Genomic DNA, 25,574 nt, shown 5'->3' with positions numbered 1-25,574 from the left:
GCCTGCCCCCACGGGCGACCACTGCGGATATCGAAAGCCGCAGATCATGCGACCAGCAGCCGATCAAACGTTGAACTGAAATTGCTGCGCGCCGCGCCTCTCGCGCTTCGGTATGGGTGTCTCAGGCGGAAACATTTCGAGGCGGGTGCGGTACGTGTGACCACACGTCACGTCGTCGCACTGGAAGTCGATCATCCAGGCGGTGTCCGACTTTTTTTCCATCGCGCGCGCAATGCCGCGCGCGCTGCAATGCGGGCATGCGATGGTGAATCTCATTCCGCGTTCGCCCGTGGTCGAATTTGCCTGACCCGCTAGCCTGCAGCGGCCAGGGTCGCACTGTAGGGGTTAACTGCGACCCACAACGGGAGCGCAAAACTTCAAAGTGGAGACGACGAACTCTCGCTACACCGCAACGGCTGGCAGCCGGAGCGCACTCCAGAGCACGATTTTGCGGCAATTATTGTGTGACGTAGACCGCGACCGTCGGAGGACCTGCGGACAGGACAAAGAGGTGAAAATGCCGACCTGCCCACCGACTCGAAGGGATGAGTGGCCGTTGCACCGAACCCGGAAGTTCGATGAAGAACCGAGTTTGGCCGCGGCGGGTCAGACACCGCCCCCGCTTCCAAACCATTGGTGAGGCGCGGCTTGCCGACATTCTCGAGTCGTGCCCATACGAAACATTCCAGCCACGCCAACTATTTGCATCAGAGCCATTCTCTTTTCACGCGCGGGTAATCGATCTCGCATTCATGCGCATTGAGTTAATTGCAATCAGAAAGAGCAACACTGGAGGTGCCGCTATGCCAGAGCCGGCAAGTCGGCCCGGCTGAAGCTGCGCACTCCCCCCTCAGCAGGAGCGCTCGTCGTTAAGCGTTGTGTTTGGCCGCTTTCGGTCTCGGCCCGCGACCTACGGTCTTCCCTCTGTTGTTAAATGCATAGCAACAGTGCCGAATCAGACTATCCGTTCGAGTAGTTGGTAAACGGGAAAAACTGACCTAAAGTAATCGTCAGACTTATACGAATACAACAAGAAGTTGCTGGACAACAGATAACGACGTTATCGGGGCGTACATGCTTACATTTCTCGACCGGGAAATCACGCACATCCGGCGTGTGATGCAGCCCGCGTTGCAGGGGGATCTCGGTGGTCCAATCCTGCCCGCGGGATACTGGCGTTTGCGGCTCTGTCATCTGCTCGATTCAGGTCACCTGACGAAAAGCCAGTTGTGCTCAATCGACGAACTGTTGTTGAAAAACTGGATCAGTTCGACGCCGGGCAACACGCGTAGCAGGATAGCCCGTGGCGACGGCGATGAATATCGGGTCATGACTCGGAAGACCGTCCGCCCCGGCCTCCGCTAACGAAACTGTTTCGTTGCTTTCAGCATCAGCGCACGAAAAATTCCCTTCCGTACTGCCCGGCTCAGGGCACATTTTTGGAGCGATCAATGAATCTGTGGAGTCCGGAACAAGTCGCCACGGCGCAACGAGCCAACATGGACGCATCGTTCGCTTTGGCGAACATGGCGTTCGAGAGTTTTCAGAAACTAGTCGAGCTAAACCTGCAAACCATCAGGTCGGGTATCGCAGAAACCGAAGAGGTGGTGCTTAACGCATTCGTGGGGAAAAGTCCGCATGAATGGAGCACGCTGCAGGGTAGCGTGACGGAGCGGGTTGCTCCCCGGCTTCAGTCGTACTACGGCCAGTTGCGCACCATCGTATCGAATTCACAACTGGAACTTGACAACGTTGCCAGCGAGCAGTTCGCGCAGCAGCAGCGCAAATTTCAAAGTCTCATCGACGACGCGGCACAACATGCACCGGCTGCCGCAGAGAGCGCCATCACCGCCCTGAAGGCCGCGATTACCGCCGCGGGCACCTGGTATGAGACCACGCGCAAAGCGGCGCAGCAGGCGATCCACGTCGCCGAAAGCAATGCCGAGGCGGTGAGCACCGCAGTGTCGAAAACGACAAAGCGGGCGATCGAGCAAGCCACGCGCGCCACATCGAAGTAGTCGGTCGCTGCAGCGATACGTTGCCATTGCGCTGCGTTCGCAACGCTCCGGTTTCACGATGCGGGCACACCGGAAAGGCACCTGGCGGTCCCTACGCCGCGGCGCCATTCAGTTCCTTGATCGGGTAAAGACATGACGAAGCAGATCGCACTTGTCACGGGAGGCACCGGTGGAATCGGTGAAGCTATCAGCGTCAAGCTGCACGACGCCGGCTACACGGTCATCGTCACCTACTCGCCGCACAACACCGGCATCGACACCTGGCTTGCCCGCATGGAGGCCGACGGACGCAGATTCCACGCCTATGGCGTCGATGTGGCCGATTATGAATCGTGTGCAACGTGCGTCGCCAGAATCCAGGCCGAAGTCGGTCCCATCGACATTCTGCTCAACAACGCCGGCATTACCCGGGACGCAAGCTTCAAGAAGTTGGACAAGGTCAACTGGGATGCCGTGATCCGTACCAACCTCGATTCGGTGTTCAACATGACGAAGCCCGTGTGTGACGGGATGGTCGAGCGCGGCTGGGGCCGCATTATCAATATCTCGTCGATCATCGGCTCCAAGGGCGGCTTTGGGCAAACCAATTACGCAGCGGCCAAGGCGGGCATGCACGGCTTCACGAAATCGCTGGCGCTCGAGGTGGCCAGGAAAGGGGTGACCGTCAACACGATTTCGCCCGGCTTCATCGCCACCCGGATGGTGATGGCGGTCCCGCAGGATGTCCTCGACACAAAAATCATTCCCCAGATACCCGTCGGACGCCTGGGACAACCTGCGGAAGTCGCTGCGCTCGTCCTATACCTGTGTTCGCGCGAGGCGGGCTTTCTGACTGGAGCGAATATCGCCATCAACGGCGGTCAGCATCTTCAGTGAGTCGAACGTCCCGCACAAGGAAACGCCGCGTCGCGCCTCAAGGTTCCCCGCACGAGTCCGCGCGTCGCTTTGCTGGAAGCCACACCGTGAAGCACGACCCTTCTCCCCGTCTGCTTTCCACGACGATCCTGCCGCCGTGTTTTTCGACAATGCCATACGAAACCGATAACCCCAATCCGGTGCCTTGACCAACGGGTTTCGTCGTGTAGAACGGGTCGAATATCTTCGCCTGCACGTCGGCCGCCATGCCTACGCCGGTATCCGCAATGGCAATTGACACGCCATCGCCGTCGCGACGCGTGCTGATCGTGATGATGCCCCGTTCGGGAATCGCCTGAGCGGCGTTGACAAGCAGGTTCATCAGCACCTGGTTCACCTGCGACGGCATACACTCGACCGGCGGCAGGTCGCCGTAATGCTTGACGACTTCTGCCTTGTACTTGATTTCGTTGCGCACGACATTCAGTGTCGCCTCAAGGCCTGCATGCAGGTCGACCACACACCAGTCTTCGCTGCCCGCGCGTGAGAAATCGCGCAGGTCCTGCACGATGCGCCGGACACGCGAGGTGCCCTCGATGGATTCGTCGATCAGCGGGCCGATGTCCTCGCGAAGATAGTCGAGATCGGCATCTTTACGCGCCTGATCCATGCGGGCCTGTATAGCAGGATCCAGCCCGGTGAGCATCGAGTCCTGCAGCGCCATGACATCGAGCAGCCTGCGCACCCACGTCTTCAACGTCCCAAGGTTGGAATCGACGAAGCCGATCGGGTTGTTGATCTCGTGCGCGACACCGGCGGCGAGCTGCCCGATCGACGCAAGTTTCTCCGATTGCAGCAATTTGACATGCGCTTCAGCCAGCTCGTCGATCAGGCGTCGCTGCGCCTCCTTCTCCCGCTCCAGTTCGATCTGGGCGCGCCTGCGCTCTTCGATTTCCTGTTTCATCAAGCGCTGGGTACGTTCGAGCGCATGCGTCATCTTCTTGTTGTCGCGCAGGGCATCTTCAAGTTCGCGAGTCCGGTGTCGAACCTGGTCCTCGAGCGTGACGGCCATCTGGAACAGGCTGAAGTCGGACCCGCAAACGATCGTGCTGCGCTCCGCGCGGTCCATCAGCGACCGGACCACTTTGTTCAGACGCACGACCTCCGCTTGCAGGACAACGCATTCGTCCGATGCAACGGCGACAGACGATGCTGCAGGCATGCTAACCCTCCCCTCCACCGCCGAACGCGATTCCAGTCAAGGTCTGGTTGACGTGCACTCCACCGTATTGCTCGCCGTACGTACTGAAACCCGCTGACCGATTGTCCTGAAACAACCGCCCTGCGATATCGCGCGTGCCCTTTTGCAACAATTCCAGGTGGCGCAAGATGCAGTCCCATGCGAGTACGAGCTGAGGCTCACCCAATTCACTGCGAAGCTCGGCGAACATCGTGCGCAGATTCTCCGTGAGATCGAGGCCGCGCGCGACGCGTAGCACGAGGCCCTCTTCAATCGCGCAGTAAAACGTGAGACTGCCGTCGGCGTTCAGCTTCTGGATCGATCGCACATAGTCGGTGCCATCGATCAGCACGACGACCGGCGCCGCCGCAAAATGGCCCGGGCAAAGATCTTCCACGCGTGCGCCGATCAGGCGCGCATATTCCGCCGCAGCCGGCAGCCCATTGATTTCGCTGACGGTGCGCCGCTCCGCATCGGCGCCCGTTACCACGAGCCGTTCATCGCCGGAACGGAAATGCTGCGTCTTGAAGGTCCGGAATGGCAGGGTCGTCGATGCGACAACCAGTACCGCGCAATCGCGGTGAAAGCACCCATCATGAAACACGTGAGTCCGCTCAAAATTCAGGTCGTCGCCCGCCGATCCGCCGACCAGCGGAATGTCGCCCAGCGCGTTTTGCAGCGTGCGGGTGACCGGCTCTTCCCTCACCGACAGGCCATCGATCAACAGCAGCGCAAAGGTGTCTGTACTGCGAGCGCCGGGCGCTTTCCTTTCCAGGTCGTGTAGCGCATCCAGCGCGCACGCCTGACCACCTGCAATCGTGAAGTTGTGCAAATCGTCCAGTCGCCCAGTGACGGCCGTGAACGACGCACGCGGCAACGCCACGGCGACGAGGCTGTGGTCGAGATATCCGGCCGGGCCGATTTCGCCGGCCGTGGTGCAACCGACGACCTCGGTGCCGTCGAAGCAATGGCCAATTTCATCCGCGAGCGATTCGAGGTCGAAATGGCTCGAGCAGAAGAAGAGAACCAGGGCTCCGTCGGATGCCTCGAGAGCGGCATGTACTTCCCGGACGGCTTCACGCGCATCGGGATTGGTCGACTGCGCGACGATGGCGGGGGATGCTGGAGAGGTCATGACATAACTCCTGTTACTGCGCGATTACGCCGAACGTCTTGAAGCATAGGTGTCCGCGCCTCTCAGATTGCGACGAATCGGAAACCGGACCGTGAAAGTCGTTCCACGTCCAGGCTGGCTGGCGACGTCGATACATCCCCGATGGCGTTCGACGATGCGATGGGAAACCGAGAGCCCCAGACCGGTGCCCTGCCCCACAGGCTTGGTCGTGAAGAACGGATCGAAAATCCTGCTGGCCACGTCAGCCGACATGCCGACGCCGGTATCGGAGATAGCGATCGACACCGTCTCGTCATCGCTCTTCGTGCGGATCGTGATGACGCCGCGCTCCGGAATGGCCTGCGCCGCGTTCAGAAGCAGGTTCATGAAAACCTGATTCAATTGAGGCGGCAGGCACTCCACGTCCGGCAGGGGGCCATACTCCCGCACCACCTGCGCCTTGTACTTGATCTCGTTGTGGACGACGTTAAGCGTACTCTCAAGTCCCGCATGCACGTCCACGATGCTCCATTCATCGCTGCCGGGGCGCGAGAAATCGCGCAGGCCCTGCACAATGCGGCGCACGCGCACCGCACCGTCGATCGATTCGTCAACCAGTGTCAGGTTATCGTCGCGCACGTAGTCGATGTCCGCCTCCTTCCACGCCGCAACGAAAGGCGCGCGGGCATCGGGATCAAGCCTTCCGACAAGAGATTCATGCGCCGACACGACCTGAATCAGGCGCTGAACCCAGCTCCTGAGCGTGTTGAGGTTGGCATTCACGAAGCCCATCGGATTGTTGATCTCGTGCGCGACACCCGCTGCAAGCTGACCGATCGATGCGAGCTTCTCCGATTGCAGGAGCTGGACGTGCGTGTCTTCGAGTTCGTGGATCAATCTGCGCTGCTCGTCCTTTTCCTGTTCGAGCCGTGCTTGCGCCTCCTTGCGTTCCTCGATTTCCCGCTCCATTTTCTGCCGGGTGAGCTGCAACATATGTGTTGTCCGCTCGTACTGGCGGAGTGCGCCCTCCAGTTCGCCGGTCCGCTTCCTGACGAGATCCTCCAGCGTATCGGCCATGCCGCGCAGAAATGTCGTGCGCGCGTCGAAACGCGACACCATCAATGTCACAGTCAGGATCGCCAGAGTGAACAGGGTAATCGTCGTGGCAAGCCATTGCGCATTGATCCCGTTGGCCGCACCACATATGGCCCCAGGCAAAAAATGTGCTGCCGCCATGCCCGTGTAGTGCATGCCGGCGATGCCCAGACCCATCAGGACGCCGCCCATCGTCAGATGGATACGCGTCAACTTCGCGCGCGTGACCACGTTGAGCGCGAAGTAAGAGATCAGGACCGCAATCGCGAGTGATGTGCCGGTCAGGCGCGAGTCGTATCCCAACGGAATCGGCAGCGAAAAAGCGAGCATGCCGACGAAATGCATGGTCCAGATGCCGGTCCCCATCGCCGCCGCCCCACCACCGAGCCAGGCGTGTTTGAGCTTCGGCTTTTCCAGTACGGAGATGAACCCGGCCAGGTCAAGTACCGTATACGCTGACAGCGTCGCGATAATCAGCGACAGCGAAACTAGCCAGAAATTGTATGTGCCATGCATATGCGATAGCTAAAACGGGATGGGTAGGTCAGGCCATTACGCAATCACGTTGCGCAACCTGGCCGCGCTCGGCTTATTTCGATGCGATCACTGTCGAGCGGCGCCGCATTGCGCAGATTTCGTCCCAGCGGTCGTGGCCGAATGGACCAGAATGGCAAAGGGCGCGTTTTCCTGCGCCTCGAAGCGCCGCACCTGCTCAACCTGATGCGCGGACATGACGCTGTCCTTCGTCATTAGCAGCACACCTCGGCTGGTACGCAGATCGTCGGCGAGACGCATCCCCTCAGCGAGCTGCGATCCGCTAATCTGCGAGACAGGCCCTCCCAGGCCCAACGCGGACGGATCCTTCATCAACGTCAAAAAGCGATCGATGATCCGCGGGTCGTAGCGGATGCCCGCCTGCGACTTGAGCAATGCGACCGCCTGCTCCATGGTGACAGGCTGCTTCACGAGGCCGCCGCCGCGTAGGTCCTCGAAATCCCGGGCCACCGACAGGATCCGCGAGCCCAACGGGATGTCGCCCCCAGCGAGGCCGTCCGGTGTGCCGCGCCCGTTGAACCGCTCGTACTGGTGGCGGATGATGTATGCAACCTGATCCAGTTGCGCAACCGGCGTCAGCACCATCTGTGCGCGCAGCGGATGTTGATAGAAAAGCTGACTCTCCTCTGCCGACATGCGATCGAGTGACTTGTGCAACAGTTCGTCGGGCAGCGATAGCTTGCCGATGCCATGCAGCAGGCCGGCAAAGAACACGTCCTGTGCCTGCAAACCGCTCATGTCGAATGCCAGAGCCAGATGCCGGGCGACCTCGCCGATCCGCATGGACTGACCGCCCAGCACGCCGCAGCGCAATTCGATCATGCTCGCGCAGACCTGGACCATCGTCGTGAAATTCTTCTTTAGATCCTGCTGTGCGTCTTCGAGAAACATCACGGTCTGACGGATCTCTTCCGTGCGTGACAGCACCTGGGTTTCGAGTCTTGCATTGAAATCCCGTAGTTCGTCGTTCTGCTTCTGCGTGAGCGCAGTTAGCCGCGCGGTTTCGTTGCGAAGCCGCGCCTGCTCGAGTGCCTGCGCGATCGTCAGCAGCAGATCCTGGTCATCCCATGGCTTGTTGAGGTAACGGTAGACGCCGCCCTCATTGATTGCCCGGACCACCGAGTCGATCTCCGAGTAACCGGTCAGCAGGATACGCATCGTATCCGGGTAGAGCGCCTGCGCGCGTGCAAGGAATTCCGCCCCACTCATATGGGGCATGCGCATGTCCGAGATGATCAAATCGACCTTCGTCGACGCGAGTACCTCCAGCGCCGCGGCGCCGCTTTCCGCAGTGAGCACCTCGTAGCGCGGTGTTCTCAGCAGGCGCCTGAGGGCCGACAGGATGCCCGGTTCATCGTCGACGAGCAGCACAACGGGGACAGTCGAGACATCCCGGTCCGCAACGACATCTGCCTGCGTGACCGGCGGCCCGATTTCGGCCGTCTCATCCGCAAGAAGAGCTCTCTCCACTTCTGCAGGTTCCGCCATAATTTGCCCCCATTTTTATTTTTCCGCTTCTTCTGCGTTATCGGCCTATAGCGATGGTCCTTTAGTAGGGAAAACGCCATTCTGCCCGGAGGATCGCACGCTTCAATCACGAGACTCCGCGATCGAATCAGTATTTGTGCCTGACCTTATATGCCCGGCATCACCGGGTAAGGTTCGGTATGGTCTTCCACCCGCTTCACACCGGGAATGCTTTCTGCCGCGACGCGAACGGCCTGGACCGCCTCCATCGAGTGAAAGATGCCCCACAGGTGGACAACCCCATCGCTCACGACGATGTTGCGTCCGGCAAATGCCCAACTATGGCCCGTCATTTCACCCATCAGCGCCGCACGAATCTCCCGATCCGAGAGGGCCACGTCCGGCGCCGGCTCTTCGGGAATGCTGGCCAATGCCTGCACAAGATTCGCGCGGCTGACGATGCCCACAAGCTGACCCGCCTTTGTCACAGGAACGCGTTTGATACGCCGCGTTTCCAGAATGTTGGCTACTTCGCTCAGAGGTGTGTCTTCATCAACCGAGATGACGGGGGCGGTCATCACGTCTTGAACTGTTAGTGCATGTGTCTTGATGTAGTCTTTGGCGTCATTGCTTGACGAAAAAAGATCGAGCCACCAGGAGCGCCGGCGCTGATCAGTGCCGAGTTCTTCCCGGTGCAGCAAGTCGCCTTCGCTGATCATGCCGACGACATGTCCTGCCGCGTCGATCACTGGCACGCCGCTAATTCCCCTGTCGACCAACATCCTGGCAACCTCTCTCACGGTCATGTCAGGTTTGGCGGATATGACGTTACTGGTCATTACATCTGATGCACGCATGGCAACGCTCCTTGGCTGTTTCGTTTCACTTCTTCATTCACACTACGTTCGCAAATGCCATCAACTTTTGACACGGATCGGCGTTAAGGCCGATATAGATCGCCTTCCTGCAATACCGGTGTGACATGAGCCCATCTGGCGGGCCGCCTACCTCCTCGATGCCACTGCCCTCGCCCGCCGCCGCAGTGGCCGTACGCCTGCATGCTATTCGCGCGGCGAAGGCGGCTAAAGCGACAATGTCCTCGCCACCTTGAGCTGCACCCAAACCATGCCTTCGCGCAAACCGGCGAGCACCGCTTCGCGTTCGGTCGGAAAAACGCCGCTGTGCGTGAATCCGTGTTTGAAGACGCCTTCCGGCGCGTTATGGCTGAGCTGGATCGAGCAATAGAAGCCGCCAGCCGTCTGATGCGTTGTCACCGACACCGACCAATCGTTGTCGCAGACGCTACCCGAAAGTGCCATGAGTGACTCCTGATCTTTCGACCGCGCGAAGCGGATAGCGCCCCAAAAAGAAACGCACCCGGCGCCGCGCCGCAAGTTAACCTGCCTTCAGTTCCATGTCCGACTTCATTGCCTGCTCCTTGATGGCATGTAAAGATGCAGCCGCGCCGGGACGTGCAGCCACCAGCCCGGCGCGGCGTCAATCACGCTATCGGCAGACGCTTGCGCTCGGAAGCCGCCTTCTTGGGCAGCGTCAACGAGAGGACGCCGTCCTTGTACTCCGCTGCGGCCGTGGCTTCGTCGATCTCGCTCGCGAGCGAAAACGACCGGCTGACCGCGCCCGAATACCGCTCGCGCCGTATCACGCGCTCGCCTTCCTTCAGTTCCTGATTGCGTTCGACCTTGGCGCTGATCGATACGATGTTGCCGTCGATTTTCACGTCGATATCGTTCTTGTCGACACCCGGCAGTTCGGCCTTCACTGCGTATGCGGTGTCGCTTTCCGTTACGTCGACCTTGATGTCGGCCAATGGCGCATCGCCGCCCGCGCCGCGCAGCGGACGGAACAGGCCTTGAAAGAGTTCCGACATGGGTTCAAGCGGAAACGGATCAAAACGGGTCAAGTTGCTCATCGTCTATCTCCTTGATTCATCCATGAACGTCATGGACATCGGGCTACGTTGAGTGGTTCGGCCGCATTGCTCGCCTGGCCTCGCTACTCTCCTGAACAGGTCGCCGGATTTGCTCGCGCAAGCGGCGCTGTCTAGGCGACCTCGATGATTACCTTCAGCGCATGCGTCTCGGCTGCGCGTCCAAACGTGTCATAAGCGCCGGCAACATCCTCGAGCTGGAAGCGGTGTGTAATAAGTTTTGTGGGATCTATGCGGCCGGCGCGAACGGTCTTGAGCAGCATCGGCGCGCTGACGGTATCGACGAGGCGCGTCGTAATCGCTATGTCGCGATCCCAAAGCTTTTCGAGGTGCAGATCGGTGCCGCAAATTGTCGTGCGCGTCATCTTGACGATCGCATCGGTCGGCGCGGCAAGCTGCGGAACGGGCCTTTCGTCGAGCGATTTCTTGCCGGGACCGTGATACACCAGTGCTTTCATCTACTGCCTCCGTTGATCGAAACGAAGCTGCTGTATGACTGATTTCAGGATAGAGGACGCCGCGACGATTGACATGTATCAAGCGATACGCGTCGTCCGGAGCGCGGCGAAAACCGTGACCTCAGCCCGTTGCAGCCGTCACCGCGTTCGTGCATGAGCCATGTGGCGACGTGATCGTTGCGCTCGGAATGCGACATGGCGACAACCATGTCGGCATCGTGCAAACGCCGGCTGATGGCGGCGCCGAAGCCGCCCATGCCGCCAGTGATGAAAGCAACTCGCTTAGCCGACATGTCGTTCTCCTTGTTGTTGCCGGGCTTCGTGGCCGAAGCTCGGCATCCGGAGTGCGAGTGCCAGGTTCACTCGACGCACATCAAACCGTGTGATGAATCCAGTCGCCATGGTGCTCCTCCGTCGTGTCCAGATGAATTGCATAGGCGCCGTGCAGTTAACTCGCAGTCGCGTTCGCGGCAGCAATGCGTTCAATGTAGGCGATGCCGTCAGAAGCCAGTTGACGTGTATCAAGCTTGCCCGGCACCGCGTTCAATCCGGGCGTCGTTCGAGTCTCCGCTCAGCGACATCGAAGGCAGCTCGCACCGCTGTGTTTGGATCGGCGTTCAGGCAATGCTCGATCGGGACCAGGTCCCCGTTACGCATGATCAGATCGAGCCGCGCGTCGAAAACCGGACTGCGGATGTCGGCGGCAGGCACGCCGGTTCCGCCAACTTGGGGCCGTTCACGAATAGACTCGATCGCCAGGTGACAACCTGCGATAGACCTGCTGAACCGTTCGAGGCGCACCAGTTGCGTAGCCGCCTCGCTTTCGATCTGCGAGGTCCCGGCAAAGCCGAGGTAGACGATTTGCATGCCGACACCCATTTCTGTTCTCCCAGACGTGCCGCGATTTCTCTGGTGAGGCCGGCTTCTTTCGCGACTACAGGAAGATCGGCGGTCCATCGTTGCCGGCAGGGTTCGACGACGCTGCCGATTCCACCGCTTTTTGCGGGCCTTCAGATTCATTCGCCGGGTGTGCGTGGGCGGTCGATGACAAATTGATCATCGCCCCAGCCGAGCTATATCGCCACTGATTTGCATTAAGGTATGGATGCTTCGCTTCACATGCCAGCGGGTCTCGCATAATCGACGGGCCATTCAACAGGAGAAAGCCGACCAGCGGCGGTCGTCGATGAAACGGGCCATAGACGAAAGGCCATGCGATTTCGCTGGACACGCGTAGACTTTCGAGAATCCCGGTGAGGGAGATCGAGGTGACCGTGACGGGCGCCGAGAGACTCCGCGGCGCAAGACCAAGCGGCGGGCGCGGCCAAACCGTCATGCATTGATTCAGATCAACCGCGGTGCCCCGTTCGGGGCGAACATGCAATGCATCGCCTGGTGTCCAGAAGCGCGTCTTCTCGCTCCACCGTTCGAATGCTTCGCCTCCCGCGTGCATCGGAGTCATGAAGCCACCCCAAGCCGCCGATAACACCTGTTCTCCTGAATGGGATGCCGAATCTGGCGCGCGATTTGCTTCAGGTTGTACCCACACGGTTCTGGCGAACGACCAGACCTGACTCGCAGGAGGAGACAATGCGCGATGATGTCTGTCACGCCACGATGCCAATCGCACCGCGTGAAGCTGCTTGGCTCACGCCATCCATTCAGAAATCTCACGAACGATCGCAAACATTCGGCTTGAGTGCCGCGATGCGGCCGGACTATGACGTCCTGCCGGCTGCGGAACTGGCGTTGAAGCTGGAGCAAAACCGTATCCTGTGCGCGCACGCCACCCCGGTGATGGAAACGCTTCACGAACAGATCGTCAACACGCAAAGCATGATTGTGCTGACCGACGCGCAAGGGCTCATTCTGCATTCCATTGGCGACGACGATTTTCTGAGACGGGCGGAGAAGGTCGCGCTACGTCCGGGCGCGAACTGGGCCGAGGAGCGGCAAGGAACAAACGCTATTGGCACGGCCATCGCCGAATGCTCTCCCACGGTCGTTCATGGCGAGCAGCACTACCTGGCCGCCAACCGCTTTCTCACGTGCTCCAGCGTGCCGATCCTCGATCCGTATGGCGATCTGATCGGCGTGCTCGACGTCACGGGCGATCACCACAGCTACCACCAGCACACGATGGCGCTGGCCAAGATGTCCGTGCAGATGATCGAAAACCATCTGTTTACCAATACCTTTCGCGAGACACTGCAAATCGCCTTTCACGGCCGGCCCGAGTTTCTCGGCACATTGATGGAAGGCATCGTCGCGTTCACCTGCGATGGCCGCTTCCTGTCGGCCAACCGCAGTGCGCAGTTCCAGTTGGGCATGCCGCTTGCGGCATTGCGCGCGCATACGCTGTCGTCGCTGTTCGGCCTGACGAGCGCGCAACTGATCGACCGTCTGCGCGCAAACCGCGATCGCCATCTATCGCTGAACCTCAATAGCGGCGCGGTCATTTGTGCGCACGTCGAGTTCCGGCGCGTCACACTCGCCGACGACGGCCTGCTGCCGCAGGCGTACGGTGCGGCAAAGCCCGTGCAGAGTTCCGACCCGCCGCCTGCGGCTGTCACTGCAGGCACGCTGTCGAAACTCAGCTATCTGGACACGGGCGATGCGCAGATCGCGGCGGTCATCGCAAAGGTCCGCAAGGTGCTCGGCAAGGACATCCCCATCCTGATCACCGGCGAGACGGGTACGGGCAAAGAACTGCTCGCCCAGGCCATCCACAACGATTCGCCACGCAGGTCGGGGGCGTTCGTCGCGGTCAACTGCGCGTCGATACCGGAGAGCCTGATCGAATCCGAGTTGTTCGGCTACGAAGAAGGCGCGTTCACCGGCGCGCGCCGCAAAGGCGCAACCGGAAAACTGCTGCAAGCGAACGGCGGCACGCTCTTTCTCGACGAGATCGGCGACATGCCCTACCCGCTCCAGGTGCGGCTGCTACGCGTGCTGCAGGAGCGTCTCGTCAATCCGCTTGGCTCCACGAAGTCGATTCCCGTCAATATCGCGATCATCTGCGCGACCCACCGCGATCTGCGCGAAATGATTGCGCAGAACGGTTTCCGCGAGGACCTGTATTACCGCCTGAACGGTCTGGTCGTGAAATTGCCGCCCCTGCGCGAGCGCACGGATCTGGCCGCCGTGATCCAGAAGATGCTGCAAAGTGCGTCGCTGGATGAACCCGATGGTCGGCGCCTGAGCGTCGCAAGCGACGTGATGACGTTGTTCGAACAATGCGCGTGGCCGGGCAATTTCCGCCAGCTAGGCAATCTTCTGCGCACGGCGGCCGCCATGGTGGATGAGGACGGCGAAATCAGGCGAGAACACCTGCCCGACGATTTCTTCGACGATTTGCGCAGCGCCGCCAGGCCCGCTGCGCGCACGATTGAAGCGGGCCCATTGCCGGGCGGTCGCTTGCAGGACGTTACCGCCTGTGCGATCGCGGCGGCGGTTGCCCAGCATCGCGGCAACGTGTCGGCAGCGGCCCGTGCGCTGGGCGTCTCGCGCAACACCATCTACCGGAAATTGCCGGCGTTGGCCGGCACGGACGGTGGCATGGACGAGGTCTGACGGCAGCCGGTCCGACATCGTGCGCGAGTTGGGAGCGCAGCGCCTCGCGACAAGCTGTGGATCTCGTTCAACGGCACGTTGCAGAGGTGTTCCGTTTTGCAACAGGGGTGTTCTCCCAGTGTTCCCCAATTGAACAGGACGCCGTCGCCGTTGCTCTATCCGCGGGTCAAAAACCGCTGAACGAAGCGCGCACTTGCCGATGACGGCGCATTCGTTCGGATCGCGATGCAATCGTCTGGTGCCGATTGGCTCCGCTAGCGCCACTCGAGCTGCCCGGCACAGAGCTTGCGTTGAATCACATGACCGCTTTACATATGCGGTTTTTCCAATCACATGCCGTACTCAAGGAGACAGCCATGCAGTGGACTACCCCCGCCTATACCGATCTGCGCTTTGGTTTTGAAATCACGATGTACATCGCCAATCGCTGAAGCAACGATGAAGCGCCGCCCGCCTCTTGCATTCGGTGTGCGCGGCGGCGCCCGGAGCATCGCTCATGAAGATCAAGATTCTTGGTTCGGGTGCGGGCGGCGGACTGCCGCAATGGAACTGCAACTGTGCGAACTGCACCCAGGCCCGCAACTGCACCGGCGATGTGTTACCGCGCACCCAATCATCGATTGCAGTGAGCGGGAACGGCGTCGACTGGATTCTGATCAATGCATCGCCGGACCTGCTCGCCCAATTGCGCGCGAATCCGGAATTGCAACCCGCCCGCTCGATCCGCGACAGCGGCATCGCCGCGGTCATACTGATCGACGCGCAGATCGATCACGTCACCGGTTTGCTGATGTTGCGCGAACGCACGACGCCACTGCCGCTGTATGCCTGCGCACCCGTGTTCGACGATCTCTCTACCGGCTTGCCGCTCGTTGCGCTGCTCGACCATTACTGCGGTGTCGAGCGTCACGAAATCGCGCTCGATCAACCCTTCACGGTCGCGCCGGCGGAGGGCATCCGCTTCACCGCGTTGCCGATCGAGAGCAAGGCGCCGCCCTATTCGCCTCGCCGCGCCGAAGCCGCGCCAGGCGATAACATCGCGCTGCTGATCGAGAACGTCGCCACAGGTGCGCGCGTTTTCTATGCGCCGGGTCTCGCGGCCGCGCCGGAACCCGTGCTCGAAGCGATGCGCTCTGCGCAACTCGTGCTGGTCGACGGCACCTTCTGGTCCGCTACGGAGATGATCGACCTCGGTCTGTCCAAGCATCACGCGGCGGACATGGGCCATCTTGCGCAGTGCGGCTATCAGGGTCTGCCGGGCATGGTTCAACTGCTCGACGCGCTGCCCCATGCAACGCGCAAGGTGCTGATTCACATCAACAACACCAATCCGATTCTCGACCCGCATTCCGCCGAACATGCCGTGATACGTGCCCGCGGTATTGAAGTGGCGCGCGACGGAATGCAATTTCAGGTATAGCCATGAACGCCCCGTTGCCCACCGCTGCTGCCCACACCGCCGCCTGGCCGCCGGGCGAATTCGAAGCGCGCCTGCGCGCGCTCGGCGCGCACTATCACATTCATCATCCGTTCAATCAGCGAATGAACAGTGGCCAGTGTTCGCCGGAGCAGATTCGCGGCTGGGTTGCAAACCGCTTTTACTATCAGATCAACATCCCGCTCAAGGACGCCGCGATCCTGTCCAACTGCGACGACCGGCAGACGCGCCGCCTGTGGATCGAGCGGCTGCACGATCACGATGGCTACGGCGACAACCCCGGCGGCATCGAAGCGTGGGCGCACCTCGCCGACGCGGTTGGCATCGACCGTCACGCATTGTGGTCACTCGAACATGTGCTGCCCGGCGTGCGCTTCGCGGTCGACGCCTATGTCAATTTCGCGCGGCGGGCACCGTGGCAGGAGGCGGTCTGCTCTTCGCTCACGGAGATGTTCGCGCCGCAGATCCATCGCGACCGGCTGGCCGGCTGGCCGGACCTCTATCCATGGATCGACTCGCAGGGGTTGCAGTACTTTCGCAGCCGCATTCCGCTCGCGCAGCGCGATGTCGAGCACGGGCTCGACGTGACGCTCAAGCACTTCAAGACACCCGACGCGCAACAGCGTGCCCTCGACATCCTGCGCTTCAAGCTCGACATTCTGTGGTCGATGCTCGACGCCATCGAAAAGGCGTACCCCTTATGAACGCCCCACACCCCGATCACCACGCCTGCTTGCGGCCACGTCTGCGCACGATGTTCCGTCTGCAGTGGGAAGACGCGCAAGATGCCTACGTGTTGCTGTATCCCGAAGGCATGGTGAAGCTCAATCCGAGCGCGGGCGAAATTCTCGCGCGCTGCGACGGAACCCGCGAACTGGACGACATCATCGGCGAACTGGAAGATCTGTTCAGCGCGTCGAACCTTGCCGCCGACGTGTATCGCTTCATCGACCATGCGCGGCAACGCGGCTGGCTGGACTGACATGAACACAGCGACCGGCGCCCCTGGCGCTCGCCCATCCCCGCCGTTGTGGCTGCTGGCGGAACTCACGTATCGCTGCCCGCTGCACTGTGCGTTCTGCTACAACCCGGTCGACTTCGCCAGGCATGGCGCGGAACTCGATACCGGGACGTGGCGCGATGTGATCACGCAAGCCCGAAGCATGGGCGCCGCCCAAATTGGTTTCTCCGGCGGTGAACCGCTGGTGCGCGACGACCTCGAAACGCTGGTCGCGCATGCCCGTGGGCTGGGCTTCTATACGAATCTGATCACGTCGGGTGTCGGGCTCAACGAGACGCGCATCGCACGTCTGAAAGACGCCGGTCTCGATCACATCCAGCTCTCGTTTCAGGACTCGACGCGCGAAATCAACGATTTCGTGTCCAGCACGAAGACCTTCGAGCTGAAACAACGCGTGGCGCGCCTGATCAAGGCACACGGCTACCCGATGGTGCTCAATTGCGTGCTGCATCGCTATAACCTGCCGCACGTCGGACAGATCATCGAGATGGCGCTCGAGATGGGCGCCGACTACCTCGAACTGGCGAACACGCAGTACTACGGGTGGGCCATGCTCAATCGCGAGCAGTTGATGCCAACCAGCGAACAGTTGCAGGAAGCCGAGGCGACCGTCAATCGGTACCGGGAACGGTTCGGCGATCGCTGCCGCATCCTGTTCGTGGTCCCCGATTACTTCGAGACACGACCGAAGGCCTGCATGAACGGCTGGGGTTCGGTGTTTCTCGGTATCGCGCCCGACGGCACCGCTTTGCCGTGCCATGCGGCGCGTTCGCTGCCGGGTCTCGATCTGCCCAACGTGCGCGACGCTTCACTCGCGGATATCTGGTACGGCAGTCACGCGTTCAATGCTTTTCGTGGCGACGGCTGGATGCGCGAGCCCTGCCGGAGTTGCGACGAGCGGGAGACCGATCACGGAGGCTGCCGCTGTCAGGCGTATCTGCTGACCGGAGATGCCGCGGCCGCCGACCCGGTGTGCGCAAAGTCCGGGCATCATGGGCAAATCGAACAGGTGGTGACGCTCGCGCGGCGGCCGGCACGTCATGGCGAGGCGCAGCCGTTGATTTTCCGCAGCAGGGATAACTCGTTGCTTCTGGGGTAGCACGGCGGTTTGGTTCAGATGGGAGGTGACTTTCGCTCGTAGGTAGCGGCCGTTCCTGAACACCCATTCCCCTCTTTGACGGCCGGCGATCTTCGTGAAGTACCCGGAGATCGCCGGGGGCATTCGCTATTGCGAGGTTCGCGCGTTGAGCGGCGTCGACGACGCTTTCGCGCTATCGTCCGTCAGCCTGGTCGTGCCGGCGCTGTAGCCGTTCGAATACAACAGAAATGCCATGATGTCCGCATAGTCCTGTGGTTTCATCTTGCCAGGACGGTCTGCCGGCATATTGTTCGCCATGTATCCATACACGCCGCCGATGGTGAGCTTCGCGTTGGCGGCCGGCGCGAAGGATGGACCACGCAAAGCGGGTGCATTCAAACCTTGCAGGTCGGGACCGTGGCACTTCGCGCAAGCACTCGAGTACAGCGTCTTGCCGTGCGCTACCTGCGCGCGGTCGAAACCGGGAGCCTCGGCTGGCGTGCTTGCATCGACCTTGATGAAGCGTCCTTGCGGCGACTGGCGATTACCGGCCAGTGTCATTCGCCATGCTGCCGCGTCGCTACGGCCAGGGCCGTCGCGGTAGGCAAATGTGCCCGCGGTAGGTCCTGCAGCCTGAACCGATTCCGGCAACCGCCATGCACGGGTCAACGCCGCCAACCTGCCATTGGACGCCATCTTCTCCAGCGCGGCGTCGATGCGCGGCTGCAACGCCGCCCCGTTCTTGCCAAATGCAAACACCAGATTCCAGTCGGCATACGGCGAGGCGGCGCCCGCAATCTTGAAGTGCCGCTGCGGATGTTCAATCGTATAGGCCACAACCGCCGGGTACCAGACGATCGCGCGTTGGGCACGTCCGCTTGCGACGGCATCGACCGTGAGTTGCGCCGTGTTCTCCAGATCGAGCTTGACACCGCCTTGCTGCACGGCGATCAACTGCGCGGGGCTCGCGTAGGTTGCCGCGACGACCTCCGCGCCGTTGGTCTGTGCTGACGAGCCGCCCGAAGTAACGCTCACATAGCCGGATTGCAGATAGCCGCGCGAGAAGGTCAGCTTGCTGCCGGAGCCGTCGGCGACTGCCGAACGCGGGAAGCCGGCGATGACGTCGCATTTGCGAGCAAGCGCCTTGTTGAGTTCTTTCAGCGACACACCGTCGTCATCGCTGCCGTCGAATCCGCCGGGTGCGAGCGACATTGCGATACCCGCAGTACGAAACGCTTCGCGCGCCACCGCCTCGTCGAGCGCGGTTGACGGACTGCCGGGAAACGTGCAGACGCGGGTGCCCGCGCTAGCGAATGCCGGCGTGAGCGCGCCTGTGGCCAGCAGTACACTGGCGAGAGCAAACGAATTAAGTCGAGTCTTCATGATCTTGCTTCCGGGAAAGGCCAGGCCGCCACGACTGGATGGCCTGCGCAAATGTGCGTAGGTCAAACGGGTCGCGGCAGCCAGGTGAACATCAGCTGTGGTTGAGCGCAAACACGTACAGCGTGCCGCCGCGTGGAACTTTCTCCGCCGCCTTCGCCATCGGACCGCCCCAGATCGGGTTCGCGCCGCCGTAACCGGCAAGGATGGCGACATACTCCTGGCCATCGACTTCGAACACCGACGGTTGAGCAATGATCCCGCTGGCGAGTTTCGGGCTTTGCCACAGCACCTTGCCGGTCGCCTCGTCGAACGCATATAGATGGCCGTCGAGCGAACCGCTAAAGGCGAGGCCACCCGCCGTGGTCGCTACGCCGCCATTCCACGGCAGCTTGCTCCAGTGACTCCAGACTTTCTTTCCGGTGTCGACATCGATCGCTTGCAGTTCGCCATAACCCTTGCTGCCTGGCTCCGGTTTGATTTCGAACCCTTCGCCGAGGTACGGCAGCCCCTCCATATAGTTCACCGATTTGCCGGACAGCGACATGCACGCATGCAACGCGGGAACGATCGCGAGGTGTTTCTCCGGATCGTACGAAACCGACCACCAGTTCTTGCCGCCAAGGAAGCTGGGGCAGGTTTCGATCGTCGTGCCTGCCTTCGGATATTTCGACGCATCCTGGATCGGCGAGCCGCCCGCCGTATAGCCTGTGACCGAGGTTGCCGTGACGAAGGGCTTCGCGTAGATCAGCTTGCCGGTGCCGCGATCGATTGCGTGGAAAAAGCCGTTACGGTCCGCATGAATGATGGCGTCGTACTCCTTGTCCTGGTACTTGATGGTGGCGAGCACCGGTGTATTGACGCCGTCGTAGTCCCACGTGTCATGTTTCGTGTACTGGTAATGCCATTTGAGGTCGCCGGTTTTCGGATCGAGTGCGAGCAGCGAGTCGGAGTAGAGATTGTCGCCCGGCCGCAGATCGGCGAGCCACGGCCCGGGGTTGCCGACACCCCAGTAGAGCGTTTTCGATGCGGCGTCATAGGTGCCCGTCAGCCAGGCCGGTGCGCCGCCATGCTCCTGCATGCCGTTCGGCCATGTGTCGCCGCCCTTCTCGCCGGCCGCCGGCACCGTAAAGCGCTTCCACAGCACGTTGCCGTTATCCGGATTCAACGCCGCGATGAAGCCACGCGCGCCGTACTCCCCGCCTGCGCTGCCCACCACCAGCGCGCCGTCGAGCGCGAGCGGCGCGAGGGAGAACGCGTAACCCAGCCCCGGCTCGAACATCTGCTTGCGCCAGACGAGCGCGCCTGTCTGCGCATCGAGCGCCGCGACGTCGCCGCTCAGCATCGCGACGTAGACGTTCTTGCCGTACAACGCCACACCGCGGTTGATCACGTCGCAACACGCAGTCTTGAACGATTCCGCGCCGAGCTTGGGTTCGAACTTCCAGAGTTGCTTGCCGGTTGCCGCGTCGAATGCATACACGTTGTCCTTCGGCGTGGTCACAAACAGGTAGCGGCCATTGACGATCGGGGTGGCTTCGAAACCCTGCTGCAGGTCCGCCGGAAACTTGTAGCTCCACACCTGCTTGAGGTTCTTGACGTTGGCTGCGTCGATCTGCTTAAGCGGCGAATGCGCCTGACCGTTATAGGTGCGGTAATACGTGAGCCAGCCGGGATCGCTCTGCGCCGCTGTCAACCGCTCATAGGTGACGGCGGGATAGTCGTCGGCCGCTGCCGCCGACGCGAATACCAGACTGACGGCGACGGCCACGCCCATTGCAAGCGCCGTCGGCCGCGTCGCCGAAGTTAAACGTGTTTTCATCCTTGTCTCCTGTGTCGACCGGAGTCGCCGCTTTAGCTGTCGACCAGAGTTCGCGTGTCGGCTGGAGTTAGCGCTTTAGCGCTTACTCCAGCCCCATAGCGCGTTACTCCGGTCCCATGCAAAGCACTTACTCTGGTCCCATGCAACATGGTTGCTGTTGAGTTGTCGACGCGAGGCCGTGCGGCGGCGCTATCGTCTAGTGAACGCAGACTGGCTGCTGCCCATTCAAGGCAAGTCGCGTGCCATTGGCAGTCGCGCCGCCGCAAGCCGTAGCGCCTCATGAAAGATGAGTGCGGTGTGCTGTTAAACGGCCACCGCGGCATGACAACCGGTGTTGCACGCTGGCGCAGTCGAGCGAGGATGTGTTGCTAAAAATGACAGTTGCTACGCGGGCGGATCGAACGACACGAGCTCAATGCACTCGCCGCTACGCGTGTGCCGCACGCGGTGCATGGCATCCCTATGCGACTGACGCTTGTGGCGATGCGGCCAGGATCGAATGGCACGCTTCTCGCTGAACGCTCCGCACGATGAAGAGCGTGAGCACTGCGTATGCGTGGAGGCAACGCATGCTTTCCCCATCGAGACCAGCTACACAATCATTGGAGGAGTCCAGCATGAACCACGCAGATATGCAGTTTCTCGATGTCGAATTTCCGTATGCGCGGCAGTACGCCAATTTCATCGGCGGCGAGTGGGTTCCCCCGGTGCGCGGCGAATACTTCGACAATGTGTCGCCCATCACCGGCGAACCCTTCACGTCGATTCCCCGCTCGACGGAAGAAGATATCGAGCTCGCCCTCGATGCGGCTCACCGCGCCCGCAAGGCGTGGGCCGACACCGCGCCGGGCGTGCGCGCGAATATCCTGAACCGCATTGCGGACCGCATGGAACAGAACCTGTCGCGCATCGCGTTTGCTGAATCGATCGACAACGGCAAGCCGATCCGCGAAACGCTCGCCGCCGATATTCCGCTCGCGATCGATCACTTCCGCTACTTCGCCGGCTGCATCCGCGCGCAGGAGGGAACGATCTCCGAGATCGATGCGGATACCGTGGCTTATCATTTCCACGAGCCGCTTGGTGTGGTCGGCCAGATCATTCCGTGGAATTTCCCGATTCTGATGGCGGTGTGGAAGGTAGCGCCCGCGCTGGCTGCGGGGAACTGCATCGTGCTCAAACCTGCCGAGCAAACGCCTGCGTCGATCCTGGTGCTGATCGAACTGATCCAGGATTTGCTGCCGCCGGGCGTGCTGAACGTGGTCAACGGGTTTGGCCTTGAAGCCGGCAAGCCGCTCGCGTCGAGCAAGCGCATCGCGAAGATCGCCTTCACGGGCGAGACGACCACGGGCCGCCTGATCATGCAGTACGCGAGCCAGAACATCATTCCGGTGACGCTCGAACTCGGCGGCAAGAGTCCGAACATTTTCTTCGCCGACGTGGTGGACCAGGACGACGGTTACTTCGACAAGGCGCTCGAAGGCTTCGCGATGTTCGCGTTGAATCAGGGTGAAGTGTGTACGTGCCCGTCGCGCGTGCTGATCGACGAAAAGATCTACGACCGCTTCATGGAGCGCGCGTTGAAGCGCGTCAAGGCAATCACGCAAGGGCACCCGCTCGACACCAGGACGATGATCGGCGCGCAGGCTTCGCAGGAACAGCTCGAAAAAATCCTCTCGTATGTCGATCTCGGCAAGCAGGAAGGCGCCGAGTGTCTGATCGGCGGCGAACGCAACACGCTCGCCGGCGAACTGAGCAAGGGCTACTACGTGAAGCCGACGGTGTTCCGCGGCCACAACAAGATGCGCATCTTCCAGGAAGAAATCTTCGGGCCGGTGGTATCGGTCACGACCTTCAAGACGGAAGACGAAGCCCTGGAGATTGCCAACGATACGCTCTACGGTCTCGGCGCCGGTGTGTGGACGCGCGACGGTACGCGCGCCTATCGCTTCGGCCGGCAAATCCAGGCGGGCCGGGTGTGGACGAACTGCTATCACGCGTATCCGGCACATGCGGCATTCGGCGGCTACAAGCAGTCGGGCATCGGCCGCGAGACTCACAAGATGATGCTTGACCACTATCAGCAGACCAAGAATCTGCTTGTCAGCTATAGCCAGCAGCCGTTGGGTTTCTTCTAACGCAGCCTGGTCCGGAGCGGCGCGAGGGCCGCTCCGGATGTTCTGATCGCTCCCAGGTCACGCACTTTATCTACGATCAAAGCGCGAACAACCTCCCCAGATGCGGCTCGCAATCCTCCACACGTGCGAGGCGCAACGCATGCCAGGCCATCGCGTAGTTGCTCGATATCACTGGCTTGCCGATCCTTGCCTCGAGTTCTGGAATGAGCCCGGCGATGCGCAAGCTCGTGCACGACACGAAAACAGCGTCCACGTCGGCGCTCTGTGCAAGGCGCTCGACGGCTGCTCGCAAGGACGCGGCGTCAATCCGCGCAACTTCGTTGTCGTTCGCGTGCTCGAACGACGCCATACGCGTGACGCCGACACCCCGCGCCTCGATGTAGTCGCGCATATAGTCGTTGATCGCACGCACATAGGGCGTCAACAGTGCGGCGCGCTGCACGCCGAGTGCGCGCAACGCAGCGAGCGCCGCGGTGATCGGCGTGGTGCATGCGACGCCGGGACGCGCTTCGCGGATGCGCGCGAACACGTTTTCCTCGCCGATGACCATCGATGCCGACGTGCAGCCAAACGCCACGACATCGATCCGCTCGGCAGGGCGAATCAGCGCGACCGCCGGCGCAATGCGCGCGTCCATTTCCATCAGCCGTTCGGGCGTGATGTCCGCCGAGTTGTACACGCGGCTTTCGTAGAACGCCACGCCGTCCTGCGTCAGCAGCTTGCGCCATTCGTGTTCGATCGTATGATCGGTGGCAAGCACCACGAGGCCAATGGCGGCACGCCGGCAGATGCCGTCGTCCAGTTTGAAATCGAGCCTTGCGTAGGCGTTGTCCTGCAGTGCACTCGTGCTCATTTCAGTGTCATCCCTGTCATGTCGATCTCGGGTTGGCGACCGGCCATGATATCGACCAGCAGTTTCGCGGTGCCGCACGACATCGTCCACCCCATGTGTCCGTGCCCGGTGTTCAGATACAGGTTCCTGTGACGCGTGCGGCCGATCAACGGCGTACCCTCCGGCGTCATCGGGCGCAGGCCGGCCCAGTAGGACGGACTGTCATAGTCGGCGCCGCCGGGGAACAGCTCGCGTGCGGCCTGCAGCATGGTCGTGAAGTCGGCGGGCGTGTGGCGGGTGTCATAGCCGGCGAATTCCGCGGTTGCCGTAAAGCGCAGCCGCTGGCCGAAACGCGCCCACGCCACAAGGTGGTTCTCATCGACGCCACCAAGATCCGGCGGACGGTGATCCGGCCCGACCGGGAAAGTGGCCGAGTAACCCTTTACCGGATACACCGGTAGCCGATAACCCAAGGGACGCGCAACAATCGGCGACCAGGAACCGAGCGCCAGGACGAACTCGTCACCTCGCACGAGTCCCGCCGGCGTATGCACGCCGACTATCTGGTCGCCGGACGCCTCGATTGCGCTGATCGGCGAGTCGAATTCGAAACGCACGCCAAGGCGTTCGCACGCGGTCTTCAAGGCGCGGGTGAACAGGTGTGCATCGCCGCTTTCGTCGGTTGGGCAATAGATTGCGCCGGCAATCCTGTCGCGCGCAGCGCCAAGCGCCGGTTCCCGTGCGACGACCTGTGCGGCATCGAGCGTTTTGAGCGGCAGGCCGTTGTCCTTGAGGATCGACATGTTCTGCGTGCCTCGCGCGAAAGACGCTTCGTCGCGATAGAGATACAACAGGCCGCGGCTGATGCGGTCGTATTGCAGATTCTCGGCGGCAGTCAGCTGTTGCAGTTGCGTCTGCGCGTAGCGGCAGAGCCTGACCTTGCGCGTCGTGTTCACGCGGGAGCGCTCCGCCGTGCAGTTTCGCAGGAACTGGAGGCACCAGATCCACATGTGCGGGTCCGCGTTGAGCTTGAGCCGCAGCGCCTGCCCTTCGACGAAAAGCGACTTCAGCAGGATTTTCGGCGCACGTGGAGATGCCCAGGTATACGAATGCCCCGGCGCGACCAACCCAGCGTTGGCAAAACTGGTCTCGAGCGCGACGCCCGGCTGACGGTCGATGACCGTTACCTCGCGGCCCTCTTTCGCGAGGTACCAGGCGGCCGTGACGCCTGCGATTCCGCCCCCCAGCACAACGCTTTTCATGCGTGGCTCCCGTGTCGGCTGGAGTTAGCGCTTTAGCGCTTACTCCAGCCCCATGCAGAGCAGTCGGCTGGAGTTAGCGCTTTAGCGCTTACTCCAGCCCCATGCAGAGCAGTCGGCTGGAGTTAGCGCTTTAGCGCTTACTCCAGCCCCATGCAGAGCAGTCGGCTGGAGTTGGCGCTTTAGCGCTTACTCCAGCCCCATGCAGAGCAGTCGGCTGGAGTTGGCGCTTTAGCGCTTACTCCAGCTCCATGCAGAGCAGTCGACCGGAGTTAGCGTGTCG

General features: G+C 61.4%; 24 protein-coding genes and 2 pseudogenes. 10 read left to right on the top strand and 16 right to left on the bottom strand.

Features of this window, described 5'->3' with window-relative positions; genetic code table 11:
- Window positions 1–63: 63 nt before the first annotated feature.
- Window positions 64–276: an ogr/Delta-like zinc finger family protein gene (locus WN982_RS30315; RefSeq protein ID WP_341319240.1), complete on the bottom strand. Its 213-nt coding sequence runs from the start codon at window positions 274–276 to the stop codon at window positions 64–66.
- Window positions 277–1,074: 798 nt separating this feature from the next.
- Between WN982_RS30315 and WN982_RS30310 the strand changes: the two genes are divergently transcribed.
- The 3 genes from WN982_RS30310 to phbB all read left to right on the top strand — a co-directional run bounded on the left by WN982_RS30310 (window position 1,075) and on the right by phbB (window position 2,894).
- Entirely contained in the window at window positions 1,075–1,365 is a 291-nt protein-coding gene (locus WN982_RS30310) for a hypothetical protein (protein WP_341319239.1), read from the top strand.
- An 86-nt stretch (window positions 1,366–1,451) separates the two neighbouring features.
- Window positions 1,452–2,018 carry a TIGR01841 family phasin gene (phaP, locus tag WN982_RS30305; protein WP_341319238.1) on the top strand — a complete coding sequence of 189 codons (567 nt, stop codon included), beginning with the start codon at window positions 1,452–1,454 and terminating at the stop codon, window positions 2,016–2,018.
- Window positions 2,019–2,150: 132 nt separating this feature from the next.
- Window positions 2,151–2,894: an acetoacetyl-CoA reductase gene (gene phbB, locus WN982_RS30300; RefSeq protein WP_341319237.1), complete on the top strand. Its 744-nt coding sequence runs from the start codon at window positions 2,151–2,153 to the stop codon at window positions 2,892–2,894.
- 37 nt (window positions 2,895–2,931) lie between these two features.
- On the opposite strand, the gene WN982_RS30295 is transcribed toward phbB, so the two are convergent.
- The 11 genes and pseudogenes from WN982_RS30295 to WN982_RS30245 form a co-directional block, all read right to left on the bottom strand.
- Entirely contained in the window at window positions 2,932–4,095 is a 1,164-nt protein-coding gene (locus WN982_RS30295; RefSeq protein WP_341319236.1) for a histidine kinase, read from the bottom strand.
- A gap of 1 nt (window position 4,096) precedes the next feature.
- The gene (gene nosP, locus WN982_RS30290) at window positions 4,097–5,248 is read right to left on the bottom strand and encodes a nitric oxide-sensing protein NosP (protein ID WP_341319235.1); all 1,152 of its coding nucleotides are present in this window, start codon (window positions 5,246–5,248) and stop codon (window positions 4,097–4,099) included.
- Between the two features lie 24 nt (window positions 5,249–5,272).
- Complete coding sequence (locus WN982_RS30285) at window positions 5,273–6,838, bottom strand: histidine kinase (RefSeq protein WP_341319234.1); 1,566 nt, start codon at window positions 6,836–6,838, stop codon at window positions 5,273–5,275.
- An 87-nt stretch (window positions 6,839–6,925) separates the two neighbouring features.
- Window positions 6,926–8,311: an HD domain-containing phosphohydrolase gene (locus tag WN982_RS30280; protein ID WP_341319467.1), complete on the bottom strand. Its 1,386-nt coding sequence runs from the start codon at window positions 8,309–8,311 to the stop codon at window positions 6,926–6,928.
- A gap of 200 nt (window positions 8,312–8,511) precedes the next feature.
- Window positions 8,512–9,201: a CBS domain-containing protein gene (locus WN982_RS30275; RefSeq protein WP_341319233.1), complete on the bottom strand. Its 690-nt coding sequence runs from the start codon at window positions 9,199–9,201 to the stop codon at window positions 8,512–8,514.
- A gap of 225 nt (window positions 9,202–9,426) precedes the next feature.
- Entirely contained in the window at window positions 9,427–9,663 is a 237-nt protein-coding gene (locus WN982_RS30270; protein WP_341319232.1) for a UDP-glucose 4-epimerase, read from the bottom strand.
- 182 nt (window positions 9,664–9,845) lie between these two features.
- Window positions 9,846–10,274, bottom strand: coding sequence for an Hsp20/alpha crystallin family protein (locus tag WN982_RS30265; RefSeq protein WP_341319231.1), 429 nt, complete (start codon window positions 10,272–10,274; stop codon window positions 9,846–9,848).
- A 131-nt stretch (window positions 10,275–10,405) separates the two neighbouring features.
- Window positions 10,406–10,630: pseudogene (locus tag WN982_RS30260) on the bottom strand (alcohol dehydrogenase); the annotation flags it as partial.
- Window positions 10,631–10,893: 263 nt separating this feature from the next.
- Window positions 10,894–11,043: pseudogene (locus tag WN982_RS30255) on the bottom strand (beta-ketoacyl-ACP reductase); the annotation flags it as partial.
- 250 nt (window positions 11,044–11,293) lie between these two features.
- A complete protein-coding gene (locus tag WN982_RS30250; RefSeq protein WP_341319230.1) occupies window positions 11,294–11,629 on the bottom strand; it encodes a hypothetical protein in 336 nt (111 codons plus the stop codon).
- Window positions 11,630–11,684: 55 nt separating this feature from the next.
- Window positions 11,685–11,981, bottom strand: coding sequence for a hypothetical protein (locus WN982_RS30245; protein WP_341319229.1), 297 nt, complete (start codon window positions 11,979–11,981; stop codon window positions 11,685–11,687).
- A gap of 359 nt (window positions 11,982–12,340) precedes the next feature.
- Between WN982_RS30245 and WN982_RS30240 the strand changes: the two genes are divergently transcribed.
- The 6 genes from WN982_RS30240 to pqqE all read left to right on the top strand — a co-directional run bounded on the left by WN982_RS30240 (window position 12,341) and on the right by pqqE (window position 17,881).
- Window positions 12,341–14,323 (top strand): sigma-54-dependent Fis family transcriptional regulator, encoded by a 1,983-nt coding sequence (locus WN982_RS30240; RefSeq protein ID WP_341319228.1) that lies wholly within the window; start codon window positions 12,341–12,343, stop codon window positions 14,321–14,323.
- Between the two features lie 356 nt (window positions 14,324–14,679).
- The gene (gene pqqA / locus WN982_RS30235; RefSeq protein ID WP_006410019.1) at window positions 14,680–14,754 is read left to right on the top strand and encodes a pyrroloquinoline quinone precursor peptide PqqA; all 75 of its coding nucleotides are present in this window, start codon (window positions 14,680–14,682) and stop codon (window positions 14,752–14,754) included.
- Between the two features lie 65 nt (window positions 14,755–14,819).
- Entirely contained in the window at window positions 14,820–15,743 is a 924-nt protein-coding gene (gene pqqB, locus WN982_RS30230; RefSeq protein ID WP_341319227.1) for a pyrroloquinoline quinone biosynthesis protein PqqB, read from the top strand.
- Window positions 15,744–15,745: 2 nt separating this feature from the next.
- Window positions 15,746–16,465, top strand: coding sequence for a pyrroloquinoline-quinone synthase PqqC (gene pqqC, locus WN982_RS30225; protein WP_341319226.1), 720 nt, complete (start codon window positions 15,746–15,748; stop codon window positions 16,463–16,465).
- Complete coding sequence (pqqD, locus tag WN982_RS30220; protein ID WP_341319225.1) at window positions 16,462–16,743, top strand: pyrroloquinoline quinone biosynthesis peptide chaperone PqqD; 282 nt, start codon at window positions 16,462–16,464, stop codon at window positions 16,741–16,743. Before pqqC ends, pqqD begins: the two co-directional genes overlap by 4 nt.
- A gap of 1 nt (window position 16,744) precedes the next feature.
- The gene (pqqE, locus tag WN982_RS30215) at window positions 16,745–17,881 is read left to right on the top strand and encodes a pyrroloquinoline quinone biosynthesis protein PqqE (protein WP_341319224.1); all 1,137 of its coding nucleotides are present in this window, start codon (window positions 16,745–16,747) and stop codon (window positions 17,879–17,881) included.
- A 126-nt stretch (window positions 17,882–18,007) separates the two neighbouring features.
- Here pqqE and WN982_RS30210 read toward each other — a convergent pair whose 3' ends face one another.
- Entirely contained in the window at window positions 18,008–19,243 is a 1,236-nt protein-coding gene (locus tag WN982_RS30210) for a c-type cytochrome (protein ID WP_341319223.1), read from the bottom strand.
- A gap of 91 nt (window positions 19,244–19,334) precedes the next feature.
- The gene (locus tag WN982_RS30205) at window positions 19,335–21,062 is read right to left on the bottom strand and encodes a methanol/ethanol family PQQ-dependent dehydrogenase (protein WP_341319222.1); all 1,728 of its coding nucleotides are present in this window, start codon (window positions 21,060–21,062) and stop codon (window positions 19,335–19,337) included.
- Between the two features lie 617 nt (window positions 21,063–21,679).
- Between WN982_RS30205 and adh the strand changes: the two genes are divergently transcribed.
- Window positions 21,680–23,200: an aldehyde dehydrogenase gene (adh, locus tag WN982_RS30200; protein ID WP_341319221.1), complete on the top strand. Its 1,521-nt coding sequence runs from the start codon at window positions 21,680–21,682 to the stop codon at window positions 23,198–23,200.
- Window positions 23,201–23,276: 76 nt separating this feature from the next.
- Here adh and WN982_RS30195 read toward each other — a convergent pair whose 3' ends face one another.
- Window positions 23,277–24,053, bottom strand: a complete 777-nt coding sequence (locus WN982_RS30195; protein ID WP_341319220.1) for an aspartate/glutamate racemase family protein — start codon at window positions 24,051–24,053, stop codon at window positions 23,277–23,279.
- A complete protein-coding gene (locus tag WN982_RS30190) occupies window positions 24,050–25,294 on the bottom strand; it encodes a D-amino acid dehydrogenase (RefSeq protein WP_341319219.1) in 1,245 nt (414 codons plus the stop codon). Before WN982_RS30190 ends, WN982_RS30195 begins: the two co-directional genes overlap by 4 nt.
- Window positions 25,295–25,574 lie beyond the last annotated feature (280 nt).

The organism is Paraburkholderia sp. IMGN_8 (assembly GCF_038050405.1).
Classification (GTDB): domain Bacteria; phylum Pseudomonadota; class Gammaproteobacteria; order Burkholderiales; family Burkholderiaceae; genus Paraburkholderia.
This window is presented reverse-complemented; position numbering and strand designations above follow the sequence as displayed.